Annotated in this window: 11 protein-coding genes and 1 tRNA gene; 1 reads left to right on the top strand and 11 read right to left on the bottom strand. The window is 65.3% G+C overall.

The window, feature by feature from the left end:
• Nucleotides 1-40: 40 nt before the first annotated feature.
• The 6 genes from ACVMK0_RS05665 to ACVMK0_RS05640 form a co-directional block, all read right to left on the bottom strand.
• Nucleotides 41-316 carry a DUF5368 family protein gene (locus ACVMK0_RS05665; protein ID WP_476464594.1) on the bottom strand — a complete coding sequence of 92 codons (276 nt, stop codon included), beginning with the start codon at nt 314-316 and terminating at the stop codon, nt 41-43.
• Between the two features lie 31 nt (nt 317-347).
• A complete protein-coding gene (locus ACVMK0_RS05660; protein ID WP_476464593.1) occupies nt 348-1,682 on the bottom strand; it encodes an NAD(P)/FAD-dependent oxidoreductase in 1,335 nt (444 codons plus the stop codon).
• Nucleotides 1,683-1,837: 155 nt separating this feature from the next.
• Nucleotides 1,838-2,620, bottom strand: a complete 783-nt coding sequence (gene pstB / locus ACVMK0_RS05655; RefSeq protein WP_476464592.1) for a phosphate ABC transporter ATP-binding protein PstB — start codon at nt 2,618-2,620, stop codon at nt 1,838-1,840.
• Nucleotides 2,621-2,709: 89 nt separating this feature from the next.
• On the bottom strand, nt 2,710-3,639 hold the full coding sequence (gene pstA, locus ACVMK0_RS05650; protein ID WP_045535688.1) for a phosphate ABC transporter permease PstA: 930 nt from the start codon (nt 3,637-3,639) through the stop codon (nt 2,710-2,712).
• A 6-nt stretch (nt 3,640-3,645) separates the two neighbouring features.
• The gene (gene pstC / locus ACVMK0_RS05645; protein WP_476464591.1) at nt 3,646-4,557 is read right to left on the bottom strand and encodes a phosphate ABC transporter permease subunit PstC; all 912 of its coding nucleotides are present in this window, start codon (nt 4,555-4,557) and stop codon (nt 3,646-3,648) included.
• Nucleotides 4,558-4,597: 40 nt separating this feature from the next.
• Complete coding sequence (locus ACVMK0_RS05640; protein ID WP_476464590.1) at nt 4,598-5,611, bottom strand: PstS family phosphate ABC transporter substrate-binding protein; 1,014 nt, start codon at nt 5,609-5,611, stop codon at nt 4,598-4,600.
• Nucleotides 5,612-5,772: 161 nt separating this feature from the next.
• Here ACVMK0_RS05640 and ligA point away from each other — a divergent pair, with 161 nt between their 5' ends.
• The gene (ligA, locus tag ACVMK0_RS05635; RefSeq protein WP_476464589.1) at nt 5,773-7,920 is read left to right on the top strand and encodes an NAD-dependent DNA ligase LigA; all 2,148 of its coding nucleotides are present in this window, start codon (nt 5,773-5,775) and stop codon (nt 7,918-7,920) included.
• A gap of 65 nt (nt 7,921-7,985) precedes the next feature.
• Here the strand turns inward: ligA and ACVMK0_RS05630 are convergent, their stop codons facing one another.
• The 5 genes from ACVMK0_RS05630 to ACVMK0_RS05610 form a co-directional block, all read right to left on the bottom strand.
• A complete protein-coding gene (locus tag ACVMK0_RS05630) occupies nt 7,986-10,712 on the bottom strand; it encodes a [protein-PII] uridylyltransferase (RefSeq protein WP_476464588.1) in 2,727 nt (908 codons plus the stop codon).
• A gap of 72 nt (nt 10,713-10,784) precedes the next feature.
• Entirely contained in the window at nt 10,785-11,606 is an 822-nt protein-coding gene (gene map / locus ACVMK0_RS05625) for a type I methionyl aminopeptidase (protein WP_250960825.1), read from the bottom strand.
• Between the two features lie 22 nt (nt 11,607-11,628).
• A tRNA-Arg gene (locus ACVMK0_RS05620) sits at nt 11,629-11,705 on the bottom strand.
• A 136-nt stretch (nt 11,706-11,841) separates the two neighbouring features.
• On the bottom strand, nt 11,842-12,612 hold the full coding sequence (locus ACVMK0_RS05615) for an oxygen-binding di-iron domain-containing protein (protein ID WP_045535681.1): 771 nt from the start codon (nt 12,610-12,612) through the stop codon (nt 11,842-11,844).
• Entirely contained in the window at nt 12,602-14,788 is a 2,187-nt protein-coding gene (locus tag ACVMK0_RS05610) for a putative bifunctional diguanylate cyclase/phosphodiesterase (protein WP_476464587.1), read from the bottom strand. The genes ACVMK0_RS05615 and ACVMK0_RS05610 overlap by 11 nt, the downstream gene beginning before the upstream one ends.
• Nucleotides 14,789-14,805: the final 17 nt, after the last annotated feature.

Raw genomic sequence — 14,805 nt, 5'->3', positions numbered from 1 at the left:
ATTCTCTGCAAACCCGCGCCAGTGCTGGCTCAGCGACCAATCATGGGGTCGCAACTGCCGGATCTAGGTTGACATCGGCAAAGCTCGAGCCGACCACGCCGGGGAACAAAACGAAGGCCAGCACCATGGCGATGGCGCCGATGGCGCCGATGGCGGCGCTGGTGGGCAAGGTTTTGCGCCACTGGCCCTTGGGGGCGCGCACCAGCGCCAGCACCAGTGTGGCGCTCCAAACCACAGCCAACAAGACAAGCAGCCACAGCATGGGGAGCAGGATTTCGTAAGCGATGTTCAGGCCAAGCCAGAGGTTGTACAGCATGGTAGTGTTCTTTCTTTTGGGTTGATGGGGCTTAGACGCGGCCGTCGAGCACCGCGATGTAGGCGGGTTTGAGCAGGTGCACCTTCATCACCCAGGCAAGGAAGCTGTCTTGCAGCGGATCGATCAGGGGCAGCGTGGGCGCCAAGTTGCCGTCGTGGTCGAACTCGACCAACAGCGCCGAACCCACGCGGGTGATCAGCGGGCAGGAGGTGTAGCCGTTGAACTTCTGATCGGGGGCTTGGTTCTGGATGGCCCGAATCAGGTGGCCGGCCACGATCGGCGCCCCACCCTTGACGGTGGCGGCGGTTTTGCCGCGCGGCGTGCCGTTGATGTCACCGATGCCGAATACGTTGGGGAAGCGCCGGTGTTGCAAGGTCTCCCGGTTCACCTCCAGCCAGCCGCCGCCGGCAAAGGGGCCTTCTTTCCACGCCAAGTCGCTGTTGCGCACCGCGTCCGGGGCGCTCATGGGCGGCACCACGTGGATGAAGTCGTAATCGATCGTGTTGACTTGGCCGGTGGGCTGGCCGGCATTGAAGGTGGTAAAGGTAGCGCGCCGGGCACCGATGTCGATGCCGGTCAGGCGCTGTTGCAGGTGGTGCGCAATGCCGAGGCGCTCAAAACGGCGACCGATGTCTTGGTGATAGATATCGACACCAAAAAGCGCCGCACCACCGTTGTGGTAGCTGATCTCGGCGCGCTCGCGCGTCCCCACTTCGCGCATTCGGTCATCGAGCAAAAAAGTAACTTTGATGGGTGCACCGGCGCACTTCATGGGGGTATGGGCAGCGGTCATGACGGCGCGCCCACCTGTACGGCGAAACGCGTCCATCAGCTTCCAAGTGCTTGCGGCGGACTGCGGGCTGGCATAGACCGAAGTCAGGCCGTTTTGCCCCAGCGCCGCTTCGTCCATGCCGGCGATGGCCTTGTAGTTGAGCTGCAAGCCCGTGGCCACGACCAGAAAATCGTAGCGGATGCGCTGCCCGCCGCGGGTGACAACGGTGTTGGCCGTGGGGTCGAACTCGGCTACGTAGTCCTTCACCCATTCGATGCCGCGCGGGTGGTAGCGGCTGTTGTTATGCATGACCGCGCGCTCCATGGGCCAGATGCCCCCGGCCACCAAAGTCCAGCCGGGCTGGTAGAGGTGTTGCTCGCGGCCGTCGATGATGGTGATGCGCGCGCCCTCGAGCCCGCGCGCGAGCCGGTTGGCAATGGCGATGCCGCCGGCACCGCTGCCGGCAATCACGATGTGGGCCTGGGTGCGTACCCGGGCTTGGGCGCTGGCGCTCGCACCTGCCAAGGCAGCAGCCAGCGGGGCGGCGGCGAACCCGGCCAAGAGGCGGCGCCGGCCGATTTGGGATGATTCCATGAACATTGTCTCCGGTTGAGGCTGACGAACCACATACCCTGCTGTGTATAGTTATGCGGAGCAGTGTAATGGCTCAGACCGGAAACAAGTTGCCTAGGTTCTCGCTTTTTTGTCGGTGTATACCCTAGGCCCTAGGGGTAATTTTGCGACACCCATCAGCCGTAGCGCCCGGTGATGTAGTCTTCGGTGCGCTTTTGCTTCGGATTGGTAAAGATCATGTCGGTCGGGCCGAACTCGACCAGTTCGCCCATGTGCATGAAGGCGGTGTAATCCGACACCCGCGCCGCCTGGTGCATGTTGTGGGTCACGATCAGGATCGTGACTTTGTTTTTGAGTTGGCCGATCAGGTTTTCGATCGAGTCGGTGGCGATCGGGTCCAGCGCTGACGTGGGTTCGTCGAAGAGCAGGATTTCGGGGTCGGTGGCGAGGGCGCGCGCAATGCACAGGCGCTGCTGTTGCCCGCCCGAGAGGTTGAAGGCCAAGGCGTGCAGCCGGTCTTTTACCTCGTCCCAGAGCGCCGCGCCGCGCAGCGCTTCTTCGACCTTGTCGTCGATCAGCGCGCGCTGGCGCACCCCGCGCACGCGCAGGCCGTAGGCCACGTTTTCGTAGATGGATTTGGGGAACGGATTCGGTTTTTGAAACACCATCGAGATGCGCATGCGCACCTCGATCGGGTCGATTTCGGGGCTGAGGATGTTGATGCTGTCGGGGTTGATGACGATCTGGCCCTCGTAGCGGTTGCCCGGGTACAGGTCGTGCATGCGGTTGAAGCAGCGCAAAAAAGTGCTTTTGCCGCAGCCCGAAGGGCCGATGAGCGCGGTCACGCCGTTCATGGCCAGCGTCAGGTTGATCGACTTGAGCGCCTGGGCTCCGTTGCCGTAATAAAAACTGAGGTTTTGGGCCACGGCTTTGGCTTCGGTCGGTGCAGTGGGTTTCAAGGCTAAGGGCTTTCGTGGTGGGGCAGGGCAGCGGCCTAACGGGCTAGGCGCTTAAGTAAAGGACTGGGGCTTGGCGCGCCAAACGCGGCTCACCAGCGGATGCGCTTGCGGTAGCGGTAGCGCAGCCAGATGGCGAGCGCGTTCATGGCCAGCGTGATCAGCATCAGCACCACGCCGGCAGCGGCGGCGAGCTCGTGAAACGCCGGCTGTGGCCGCGAGACCCAGTTGAACATCTGGATCGGCATCACGGTGAAGGGGTCCATGATCCAAGCGAATGAGATGAAGGGGAACACCTCGGTGACCGGTGCCGGCGGCAAGAAGGCGATGAAGGTGAGCGCGCCGATGGTGATCAGGGGCGCGGTTTCGCCCACTGCCGTGGCGGTACCGATGATCACGCCGGTGAGGATGCCGCCTTTGGAGTAGGGCAGCAGGTGGTGGAGCGTGGCCTGCCCCTTGGTGGCACCGAGCGCGTAGGCGGCTTCGTGGATGGATTGCGGGATCGAGCGGATGGCTTCGCGCGTGTTCATGATCACCACCGGCAGGATCATCAGCGCCAGCGTCAGACCCGCTGTGAGGATGCTTTGGCCCAAGCCCCACATGTGCACGAACAGCCCCAGCGCCAGCAGGCCGTAGATGATGGGCGGCACCCCGGCCAGATTGGTGATGTTGATCTCGATCAGGTCCATGAGCCAGTTGCGTTTGGCATAGACCTCGAGGTAGATGCCGGCCGCGACACCGATGGGCACCGCCGACAGCACCGTGACCGAGATCACCAGAATGCTGCCGACCCAAGCCGACAAGATGCCAGAGCGGTCGGGGTGGCGCGACGGAAACGAGGTGAAAAAGTCGAGCGTGATGCGGTGGTAGCCGTCGGCGACCATCGAGACGATCAGCGCCAGCAGCACCAGCACGCAAAACAGCATGGCCAACAGCGCCGACAGGGCGAAGATGTGGTCCCAGCGCTTGTGCGCGGCGATCATGCTGCGCACGGCTTGGAGTTCTTGGGGGGCGATGCTCATGGCAGATCAATAGACCTCGCGGTAACGGCGGCGCAGGTAGTGCCCCAGAATGTTGAGCACCAGCGTCATCAGCAACAGCACCAGACCGACGGCGAAAATGCTTTGGTATTCGATCGTGCCGTGCGCCACGTCGCCAAGCGACACTTGGGCGATGTAGGCGGTCAGGGTGGCGGCGGGTTGGGTCGGGTCCAGCGTGAAATTGGCTTGCTGGCCGGCGGCGATGGCGACGATCATGGTCTGCCCCAGCGCCACCGACATGGCCAAAATATAGGCCGCCACAATGCCCGACAGCGCCGCCGGGAACACCACATACCATGCAGTTTGCAGGCGCGTGGCGCCCATGGCGTAGGAGCCCTCGCGGATGTCCATGGGCACGGCGCGCATGGCGTCTTCGCTCATGGAGCTGACAAAGGGCACGATGCTGACGCCGATGACCAAACCGGCCGAGAGCATATTGAAGCCCGACAAACCGGGGATGATCAGCGCCAACACCGGCGTGACCAGCAGCAGCGCAAAGTAGCCATAGACCACCGAGGGCACGCCGCTGAGCATTTCGAGCGCCGGTTTGCAGACCTCACGCACCTTGTGCGGGGCAAATTCGCCCAAATAAAGCGCGGCCAAGGTGCCCAGCGGCACAGCGACCAGCAAACCGATGGAGGTGACGACCAAAGTGGCGGTGACCAGCGGCAGGATGCCGTAGCGTGGCTCGGCAAAGAGCGGCGTCCACTGGGTGTCGGTAAGAAAGTCCCAGATCGAGACGTGGCGGAAAAAGCCCATCGACTCGACCACCAGAATGGTGACCACCGCCACCGTGATGGCAATGGCCGACAGGGCCGATAGAAACAATATAAATTGGACCACGCGCTCCTTGACGTGGCGCGAATGCTGCGGATGGAAGCGGGAGCGCGTGGTACTCATCAAGCTAAAAACCTAGGCTTAAACACAGATCGATGCACGATCAGCGCGGTTCGCGCTGCATCACTTCTTGAATGCGCACACCAATGGTGGGGGTGCCGGCAGCAAAGCGGGTACCGAAGCGGTTGTCGCGCAGGTGGCCGGCGGCGATGGTGTAGGCCTCGGCGGGCAGCGGCACGAAGCCGACTTCACGCGACAGGCGGGCGCCGTTGTTCAGGAAGAACTCGGAGAACTGGCGCACCTCGGGGCGCTGCAGCGCGCGCTCAGACACGTAGAAGAACAACGGGCGCGCCAGCGGCTGGTAGGTGCCGGCGATCACGTTATCCATGGTCGGGGCCACGGCGGCACCACCTGCTGCTGGTACCACGCTCACCGAACGCAGCCGGTCTTGGTTGGCCAGGTAGTACGCCATGCCAAAGTAGCCCAGCGCGCCGCGATCCCGCGCCACGCCCATGACGATCACGTTGTCGTCTTCGCTGGCCATGAAATCGGTGCGGCTCTGGCCGCTGCGGCCCATGATCGCTTCGGTGAAGTAGTCGAAGGTGCCCGATGCGGTGCCAGGGCCAAACAGCGTCAGGGCTTGGTCGGGAAAGCTCGGGTCCACTTGGCGCCAGTTGGTGATGCGACCGGTGGCGGCCGGCTCCCAGATGGTGCGCAGTTGTTGCACGGTGAGCTGGCGCGCCCAAGTGTTGTCGCGGTGCACCGCCACCGTGAGGGCGTCGAAGGCCACCGGCAGCTCGATGAAGCGGATGCCAGCGGCGCGGCAGGCTTCGAGTTCGGCGGCGCGCGCTGGGCGCGAGGCGCCGGTGATGTCGATCTCGCCGCGGCAGAAGCGGGCGAAGCCGCCGCCGGTGCCCGAGGTGCCGACCGTGACCCGCACCGCGCCGCGTTGGGCACGCTGGAACTCTTCGGCGACGGCTTCCGAGATCGGGAACACGGTGCTGGAACCATCCACCCGCACGGTGGTGGGCGTTTGGGCCCAAGCGGTCGAAAAACCCACCACACCCGCCAAGGCGGCAGCAGTGGTGAGCGATAGGAAGGCACGTTTGCTTTGCATGGGGCGAACTCCGTAAGGATGGAACAAAAAACCAAAACTGCTGCGCGCACGCCAAAGCGACCACGCAGCACAGCGTCGATGATGCAGAGCAAGTGTGAAACTTCTGTGACTTTTGCAAGAAGCCAGCTGAGCTACGGCAAGGCTTGGTCTGAACCGCTGCGGTGGGACAATCGCTGCCCATGAACGCCCCAGCTCCTGAAGCCGACCCAGAAACCGCCTCCGGTGCCGATGCGCGCTGCCAGCGCCTGCACACCCTGCGGGAACTGCTGCGCCACCATGCCCACCTGTACCACGTGCTCGACGCGCCCGAAGTACCCGATGCCCAGTACGACGCCTGGTGGCAAGAGCTGCTCGCGCTCGAGGCGCAGCACCCCGAGTGGGTGAGGCCCGACTCGCCCAGCCAGCGCGTGGGGGCGCCGCTGCGCGAGGGTTTTGCGCCGGTGTTGCACCGGGTGCCGATGCTGAGCATCCGCACCGAAACCGACACCCAGCCCAGCGGAGCCGAGGCCTTTGATGCACGCCTGCGCAAAGAGCTCGGCCTAACGGCCAGCGACGCGCCGCTGGAGTACCTGGCCGAGCCCAAGTTCGACGGTTTGGCCATCAACCTGCGCTACGAGGCCGGGCTGTTGGTGCAGGCCGCCACCCGCGGCGACGGCAGCACGGGCGAGGACGTGACGCACAGCGTGCGCACCATTGCTCAGATCCCGTTGCGGCTCGACGAACGCGTGCGCCCGGCACCGGCGCTGCTCGAGGTGCGCGGCGAGGTTTTCATGCGCCGCGCCGACTTCGAGGCGCTCAACGAGCGCCAGCGCCAGCGCATCGCGGCCGGGGCCAAAGGCGAAAAAACCTTTGTCAACCCGCGCAATGCCGCCGCCGGTGCGGTGCGCCAGCTCGACCCGGCGGTGGCGGCCGGGCGGCGCCTGAGCTTTTTTGCCTACGGCTGGGGCGAAGCCCCCCCTTTTGCCAGCCAGTACGAGGGTTTGCTGGCGCTGCGCGACTGGGGCGTGCCGGTGTGCGAGCTGGTGCAGCGCTGCTGTGGGGCGCACGAGCTGGTGCAGTACCACCAGCGCATCGGGGCCCTGCGCGACCAGCTGCCCTTTGACATCGATGGCGTGGTCTATAAAGTGGACCCAATCGAGCTGCAGCAGCAGCTGGGTTTCTTGACGCGCGAGCCGCGCTGGGCGCTGGCGCACAAGTACCCGGCGCAAGAGCAGTGCACGCAGGTGCTGGCGATCGAGGTGCAGGTGGGGCGCACCGGCAAGCTGACACCGGTTGCGCGTCTGGCGCCGGTGTTCGTGGGCGGCGTGACGGTGACCAACGCCACCTTGCACAACGCCGAGGAGGTGCAGCGCAAAGACGTGCGCGTGGGCGACACCGTGATCGTGCGCCGCGCTGGCGATGTGATCCCCGAGGTGGTGGCGGTGTTGATGGATGACGCACCGGATGCGCCGGATGCACCGGTGCGCGGCCCGGCCTGGCAGATGCCGCAGGCCTGCCCGGTGTGCGGTGCCGCCGTGCTGCGCGAGCCCGACTCGCCCGAGCAGCGCTGCGGCGCGGGTCTGGCTTGTGCGGCGCAGCGCCAACAGGCCCTGCTGCACGCCGTGGGCCGGCGCGCCTTGAATATCGAGGGCTTGGGCGACAAGCTGATCGAGCAACTGCTGCAGTCGCAAACGGTGCGCAGCCTGCCCGATCTGTACGGTCTGAGCTTGGGCGATCTGGCCGGGCTCGAGCGCATGGCCGACAAATCGGCGCTCAATCTGGTGCAGGCGATCGAGGCCTCCAAGCGCACCACCTTGGCGCGCTTGCTCTACGCGCTGGGCATGCGCCACGTGGGCGAGCGCACGGCCAAAGACTTGGCGCAGCACTTTGGCAGCTTGCAGCGCTTGCAAGAGGCCAGTGTGGAGCAGCTGCTGCAAGTGCCCGATGTGGGGCCAGTGGTGGCGCAAAGCGTGCATGATTATTTTTGCCAGCCGCAGCACATCAAGTGGCTGGAGCAACTGCGCGCTTTGGGAATGCAGTGGAGCGAGACTGCGCCTGCCACAGAGGCAGGGCCTGAACCGGCGCCAGCCGGTGCGCTGCCGCTGAGCGGCAAAACGCTGGTGCTCACCGGCACGCTGCCCACGCTCTCGCGCGAGGCGGCGCAGGCCCTGATCGAGGCCGCCGGCGGCCGGGTGAGCACCTCGGTGAGCAAAAAAACGCACTACGTGGTGGCGGGTGCCGAAGCCGGCAGCAAATTGGACAAGGCGCTGGCGCTCGGGCTGCCGGTGCTCGACGAAGCGGGGTTGCGCGCGCTGCTGGCGCAGGGGTAGCGAGTTGGCGAGCCAGTGGGCCGGTTCGGGCGGGTTTCTGGCGGTATGCGGGCAGTTTGCGCCGGCTAGTCTTCCGCCTCAAGCGCGGCCAGCAGGTCGTGGTTGAGTTGCGCCTGCGCCCGCACCAGGTGCAGGTGCGGACCGCGAATCAAAAAGGTGTCTTCGACGCGCTCACCCAGCGTGCTCACCTTGGCCAACTGCACATCGATCTGGTGCTGCGCCAGCACGCGCGCGATGGCGTACAGCAGCCCGATGCGGTCGCTGGCCGACACCGTGAGCAGCCAGCGCTGGCCTTTTTCGTCGGGTTGCAGGCCCACGCGCGGCACGATCGGAAAGCTTTTCACGCGGCGAGACAGCCGCCCTTTGCCGGGCGCGGGCAAGGGGCAGCCTTGTTGCAGCGCCAGCGGCAGGTCGTTTTCCACTTGCGCAATCCATTCCCGGTGTTGCTCGGGCATGCTGGCGGGCAAGACTTGAAAGGTGTCGAGCGCGTAGCCGTCGAGGGTGGTGTGGATTTTGGCGTCTTGGATGCTAAAGCCACCGCGGTCGAAATACGCGCACACGCGCACGAACAATTCGGCGTGGTCGGCGGTGTGTACCAGCACCTGCAAACCCTCGCCCACGGGCGATTGGCGCACGCGCACCAAGGGGGCCGGGCCCATCCCCACCTCCTCGCTCTGGCCCACCTCGTTGCGCTCGCTGCCGTGGGCCGTGGCGCGTTCGTGCAGGGCCTTGCTGATCTGGCGCGTGTGCCAGGCGATTTCGTCGGCCGAGTGGCGCATGAAGTAGCCCACGTCGAGCCGCTGCCACAGCCGCTGGTGCGCCTGCTGCGGCAAGGCGTGCAGCGCCAGCCGGGCCAGCGCCTCGCGTTTGCGGGCTTCGATTTCGGCCGCTGGGTCGGGGGCGCCGCCACCGAGCACGCGCAAGGTGGCGTGGTACAGGTCTTCGAGCAGCTTGGCTTTCCAAGCGTTCCAGACCTTGGGGCTGGTGCCACGGATGTCGGCCACGGTGAGCAGGTACAGAGCGCACAGGCGCCGTTCGCTGCCCACGCGGCGGGCAAAGGCGGCGATCACGTCCGGGTCGGACAAATCTTCTTTTTGTGCCACCTGGCTCATGCTCAGGTGTTCGGCCACGAGGAAGCGGATCAGCTCGGCGTCGGCGCGCTCGAGGCCATGCTGGCGCGCAAAGCTGGCGACCTCGCGCGCGCCGACCTCAGAGTGGTCGCCGCCGCGGCCCTTGCCGATGTCGTGAAACAGCGCCGCCACGTAGAGCAGCCAGGGTTTGTCCCAGCCAGCGGCCAAGCGCGCACAAAAAGGGTATTCGTGCGCATGCTCGGGGATGAAGAAGCGGCGCACGTTGCGCAGCACCATCAGAATGTGCTGATCGACGGTATAGACGTGGAACAAATCGTGCTGCATCTGCCCCACGGTGCGGCGAAAAGCCCACAGGTAGCGCCCCAGCACCGAGGTCTGGTTCATGAGCCTGAAGGCGTGCGTGATGCCGCTGGGCTGCTGCAAGATGCGCATGAAGGTGGCGCGGTTGCGCACGTCGCGCCGGAAGGCGGCGTTCATCAGCCCACGCGCGTTGTAGAGCGCGCGCAGGGTGCGCGCCGACAGCCCGGTGATGCCGGGTGCGGTCTGGTGCAGTAAGAAGGTTTCCAGTATCGCTTCGGGCTGCTGCCAGTACAGGTCGTCGTGCACCACTTCGAGCATGCCGCCTTTGTCCAGAAAGCGCTCGTTGATCGGGGTCGGGGGCTGCACCGTGCCGCGCTCGCCGGCGTCGATGCGCTCTTGGATGTTGAGCAGCAGCACCTCGTTGAGCTGCGTCACGGCTTTGGCCGCCCAGTAGTAGCGCCGCATCAGGGCCTCGCTGGCGCGGCGTGCGCGCCGGGCGTGCAGGGCCTTGGGGCTGGGGGCGTCGTCGGCCTCGAGTTCGGCGCGGTAGCCAAAGCTGTGCGCCAGCGCCGATTGCAAGTCGAACACCAGCCGGTCTTCGCAGCGTCCGGCCAGCACGTGCAGGCGGGCCCGGATCAGGCTCAGCAGCGCCTCGTTGGCCTTGAGCTGGCGGCCCTCGAGCGCCGTGGCCAGACCGCGCTGCACCAGTTGGTCCCACGAATGGCCCAAGCCCGCCGCCTTGGCCAGCCACAGGATGGTGTGCAGGTCGCGCAGGCCGCCGGGGGACTCTTTGCAGTTGGGCTCGAGCGCGTAGGGGGTGTTTTCGTATTTTTGATGGCGCTGGCGTTGCTCCAGCAGCTTGGCCTGCATGAAGGCGCGCGCATCGAGGGCGTCGATCAAGGCGCAGACCAGCAGCTCAAAGGGCTTGCGCGCCCCGGCCAGCCAGCGGCTCTCGAGCAAGGCGGTCTGCACCGTGACGTCGGCCGCCGCTTCGTGCAGGCACTGCGCTTGCGTGCGCACGCTCGAGCCGATGCTCAAGCCCACATCCCAGCAGGCGCCGATGAAGGCTTCCAGCGCCGCCTTGACGGCCGGTTGGGCCTCGAGCTCGAGCGCCTCGGGCAGCAGCAGCAGCACGTCGATGTCGGAATGCGGAAACAGCTCGCCCCGTCCGTAGCCGCCCACGGCCACCAGCGTGCAGCCCGGCGGCAGCGCCGCTTGGCGCCAGAGCTGGCGCAAGGTGTCGTCGGCCAGCCGCGCCAGCCGCCGCAGGGGCGCGTGGATGCCGCGCGCCGGCCCTTGCCAACCGCCGATCTGCGCCCACAGCGCCGCCCGACCCTCGTGGTAGCGCTGGCGCAGCGCGACCGTGGCGACCGTGGCGATCGGGGTGCTAACGGGTGGCATGGCAGGGGTGTGGATCAAGGGGGTTGCCGAGTGTGTGTCCCGCGCCAGCAGGGGTGAAGGGCTCTCGGCCTCTCAGGCCGGCCGGCTCGTTGGGGCGCTGGCCGGGGGCGGGGGCGGGGGTGAGCCGGCCGAGAGGGTGAGAATCTCGAAGCCGGTCTCGGTGCACAGCACCGTGTGCTCCCATTGCGCCGAGAGCGAGCGGTCTTTGGTGACGATGGTCCAGCCGTCGCCCATTTCGCGGATCTCGCGCCGGCCCTGATTGATCATGGGCTCGATGGTGAAGGTCATGCCGGCTTGCAGCGCCAGCCCGGTGCCGGGCTTGCCGTAGTGCAGCACCTGCGGCTCTTCGTGAAACTGCTGCCCGATGCCGTGGCCGCAAAACTCGCGCACCACCGAGTAGCCGGCGGCTTCGGCGTGGTGCTGGATCGCGTAGCCGATGTCGCCCAGCCGCGCCCCCGGGCGCACGCGCTCGATGCCTTTCCACATCGCCTCGTAGGTGATGGCGCACAGGCGCAGCGCCGCCGGGGCTGCGCCGCCCACCGCATACATGCGGCTGGTGTCGCCGTGCCAGCCGTCTTTGATCACGGTGACGTCGATGTTGACGATGTCGCCGCGCTTGAGCGGCTTGTCGTTGGGGATACCGTGGCAGATCACCTGGTTGACCGAGGTGCAGATGCTTTTTGGGTAGGGCGCATAGCCGCCGGGTGCGTAGTTGAGCGGCGCCGGGATGGCCTGCTGCACGCCGACGATGTAGTCGTGCGCCAGCCGGTCGAGCTCGTTGGTGCTGATGCCGGGCTGCACCAGCGGGCCGAGGTAGTCGAGCACTTCGGCGGCGAGCCGGCCAGCGCGGCGCATGCCTTCGATGCCAGCGGCATCCTTTAGGGTTACAGTCATGGGGGTGTATTTTTGCAGATATTGGCCTGCCCGACAGGGGTCGAACCTGTGACCTACGGCTTAGAAGGCCGTTGCTCTATCCAGCTGAGCTACGGGCAGCAAATGCCGCGATGCCTGCAAAACCCCGGCAGCCAGCGGGCGCTAGGGCTTGGGATGAAACGTGGCCGATTTTAACAGCCTGACACGCCCAAGGTCGATACGCAAAGGACTGGCAGACACAGGCTTGATGCCGCACTCACTTGGGTATGGCGTAGTCCGCTTGGGTCAGGTGGTCGATGCCGCAGCTTAGGGTTTCGATCCAGTCGATGAACTCTTGCACGGCCGGACCAGCCAGCGGCGCGCCGTGCTGCGGCACGATCATGCGGATGGGCAGCAGTTGGCGTGCCATATTGGCCCACAGCTTTAATACTTTTTGCGAGACCATGTAGCGGCGGTGAAAGCCCTCCATGCGGTGGAGGTTTGGCGCCAACGAGGTGATGGTTTTGGCGGCTTCGGCCGAGGTGCCCAACGACACACCCAGATCGCCCGAGAACAGGATGCGGCTGACGGGGTCCCAGAACTGGAAGTTGCCCTCGGCGTGCATGAAATGCGCCGGCAGCGCCACGATCTCGCTGCGGCCCAGCGGAATGCGCATGCCCGGATCGGGGATGCCGACGATGCGCCCGGCGGTTTTGCCCGGCTTGCAGAAATGCGGCGCGAACCGCTCCCACAGACGCGAAATGTACAGCGTGGCTTGGGTGCTGGTCATCCAGCGGTCCAGCGACGCGATGATGTCTGGGTCGGCGTGCGAGGCCAAGATTTCGGTCAGTTTGCTGGGCGGGAAAAAACGGTTGATGCTAAGCAGCAGCTCGTTGTAGGCCACGTTGCCGCCGGGGTCGATGATGGCGCCTTGCTGCTCGTCGACGATTAGAAACTGGTTGGCCTGCACCGCTTCGCCGCCTTCGTCGCTCAGGTGCGCAAACATTAGGCAGACGTGATTGTTGTGGTTGTAGAGTTCAATGGCCATGATCTAAGGGTTTTTTGGGGCTGTCGGTAGCCGTGACCGAAAAGGGATGGCGTGCAAAGCCATTGCCTTTTAAGCCCGCAGTGGCGGCATAGCGCTGCAAGAATTCTTTGAACGCGGGGGCTGTCATGGGGCGCGCGTAGTGGTAGCCCTGGGCTTCGTCGCAGCCAAACTGCGCAATGCGTTCGGCCACCGCCGCCGATTCCACCCCCTCGGCGAGGGTGCGCAAGCCGAGCCCGGCAGCCATTTGCACGATGGCGCGCACGATCGCGGCGTCGTCCGGGTCGGTGAGCAGGTCGCGGACGAAGGATTGGTCGATCTTGAGTTTGTCCACCTCGAAGCGCTTGAGGTACGACAGGCTCGAGTAGCCGGTGCCAAAGTCGTCGATCGACAGCTTAGCGCCCATTAGCTTGAGCCGCCGCACCAGCGCCAGCATGGCGTCGGTGTTGTGCAGCAACAGCGATTCGGTGAGTTCGAGCTCGAGCAGGTGCGCCGGCAGGCCGCTGCGCGCCAGCGCCTGCTGCACGGTGGCTTCGAGGTCGCCGCGCTTGAACTGCACAGCAGACAGGTTGACGGCCAGCAGCAGCGGCGGGAGTCCGGCGTCGAGCCATGCGCGGCCTTGGCGGCAGACTTCCTCAAGCACCCAAGCGCCGATCGGCACGATTAGCCCGCTTTCTTCGGCCACCGGGATGAAGCGGGCGGGCGCAATCAGCCCCTGTTCGGGGTGCTGCCAGCGCAGCAGCGCCTCAGCCCCGACCAGGGCGCCGCTGCGCAAATCGAATTGGGGCTGGTAGTGCAGAAGCAGCTCGCCGTACTCGAGCGCGCGCCGCAGGCCCGCGCGCAGGCGCAGGTGCTCGCCGGCTTGCTGGCCCATGTCCTCGTTAAAGTAGTGGTGGCTGTTGCGGCCCAGGTCTTTGGCGCGGTAGAGCGCCATGTCGGCCTTGCGCAGCAAGGTGTCGAAATCGCGCCCGTCGTCGGGGTAGAGGGCGACCCCGATGGAGCAGGTGAGCGCGAGCTCGTGGCCATCGAGCACGAAGGGTTGTTCGAGGTTGGCCATGAGTTTGGCCAACACCGGAGCCGCTGCTTGGTTGTCTTTGAGGTCGGTGAGCAGGGCGATGAATTCGTCGCCGCCCTGGCGGCTCAGGGTGTCGGTTTGGCGCAGGCACTGCTGCAGCTGCTGCGCAACCTGTTGCAACAGCGCATCGCCGCAAGCGTGGCCCAGGGTGTCGTTGATGTGCTTAAAGTTGTCCAGGTCTAGGTACAGCAGAGCCACGCGCTGACACTCTCGATCGGCATGCGCTATAGCGAGGCTGAAGCGCTCTTGCAGCAGCTGGCGGTTGGGCAGTCCGGTCAGGGCGTCATGGAAGGTGAGGTAAGCGGCTCGCTGCTGCAGCTCGGCGTGCGCTGCCGCCAGTTGAGCCTCGGTGGCTTTGCGCTGTTCGATGTCTTCGGTGATCCAGATGGTGATCTTCTCATCGCCCGCTTGGGGCAATGCGCGCGCCATGATGCGCATCCAAACCAGACTGTCATCGATGCGCCGATTGCGCCACTCGATTTCGATGCGCTGGCCGGCGGCCAAGTCGTCACCAATGGCTGCGCCGAAGCGCTGGTAGTCGTCGGCCGATTTGAAAAAAACTTGGGCGCTTTGACCCAGCAGTTGGCCCCGTTCGTAGCCCAATAATTCTTCGAAACGCGGGTTGCAATGCTGGATTAGGCCGTTGCAGGTAAAAAGGATGCCCACGCTGGCGTTGTCCAAAATCGCTTGCTGATGCAGCAGCAACAAGCGCAGCTCTTGCTCAGCGCGTTTGCGCTCGCTGATGTCTTCAACAATCCAGATCGTGCCGTCGGCGCTGTCGTGCGGGTTGATCGATTTGGCGCGCAACTGGCAAAAAACAGCGCTGCCGTCGCGCCGGCGCATCAGTCGTTCTTGTTCGAACAGTTGACCTGCGGCCAATAGCGGGGACGCAAGCCGGCCAATGTCGGTGTAATCGGCCTCGGAGAAATACAGCACCGAACCCGGCTGGCCAACGAGCGCGTCCGGCGTCCAGCCAAAAATTTCGGCCGCACGCGGGTTGCAGTGTTCAAAGCGCCGGTTGCGCGTGAACAAAATGCCAACCCCGGCGTTTTGCAAAATCGCCTGGTATTCGAGTTCGAGCTGGCTGGGAGGGGGGTGGGTCACACTTCAGGCTTTGGGTC

The sequence above is a fragment of the Serpentinimonas sp. SSL01 genome, from assembly GCF_056323735.1.
The sequence above is the reverse complement of the archived record's forward strand: the minus strand, read 5'-3'. Positions and strand labels throughout refer to the sequence as shown.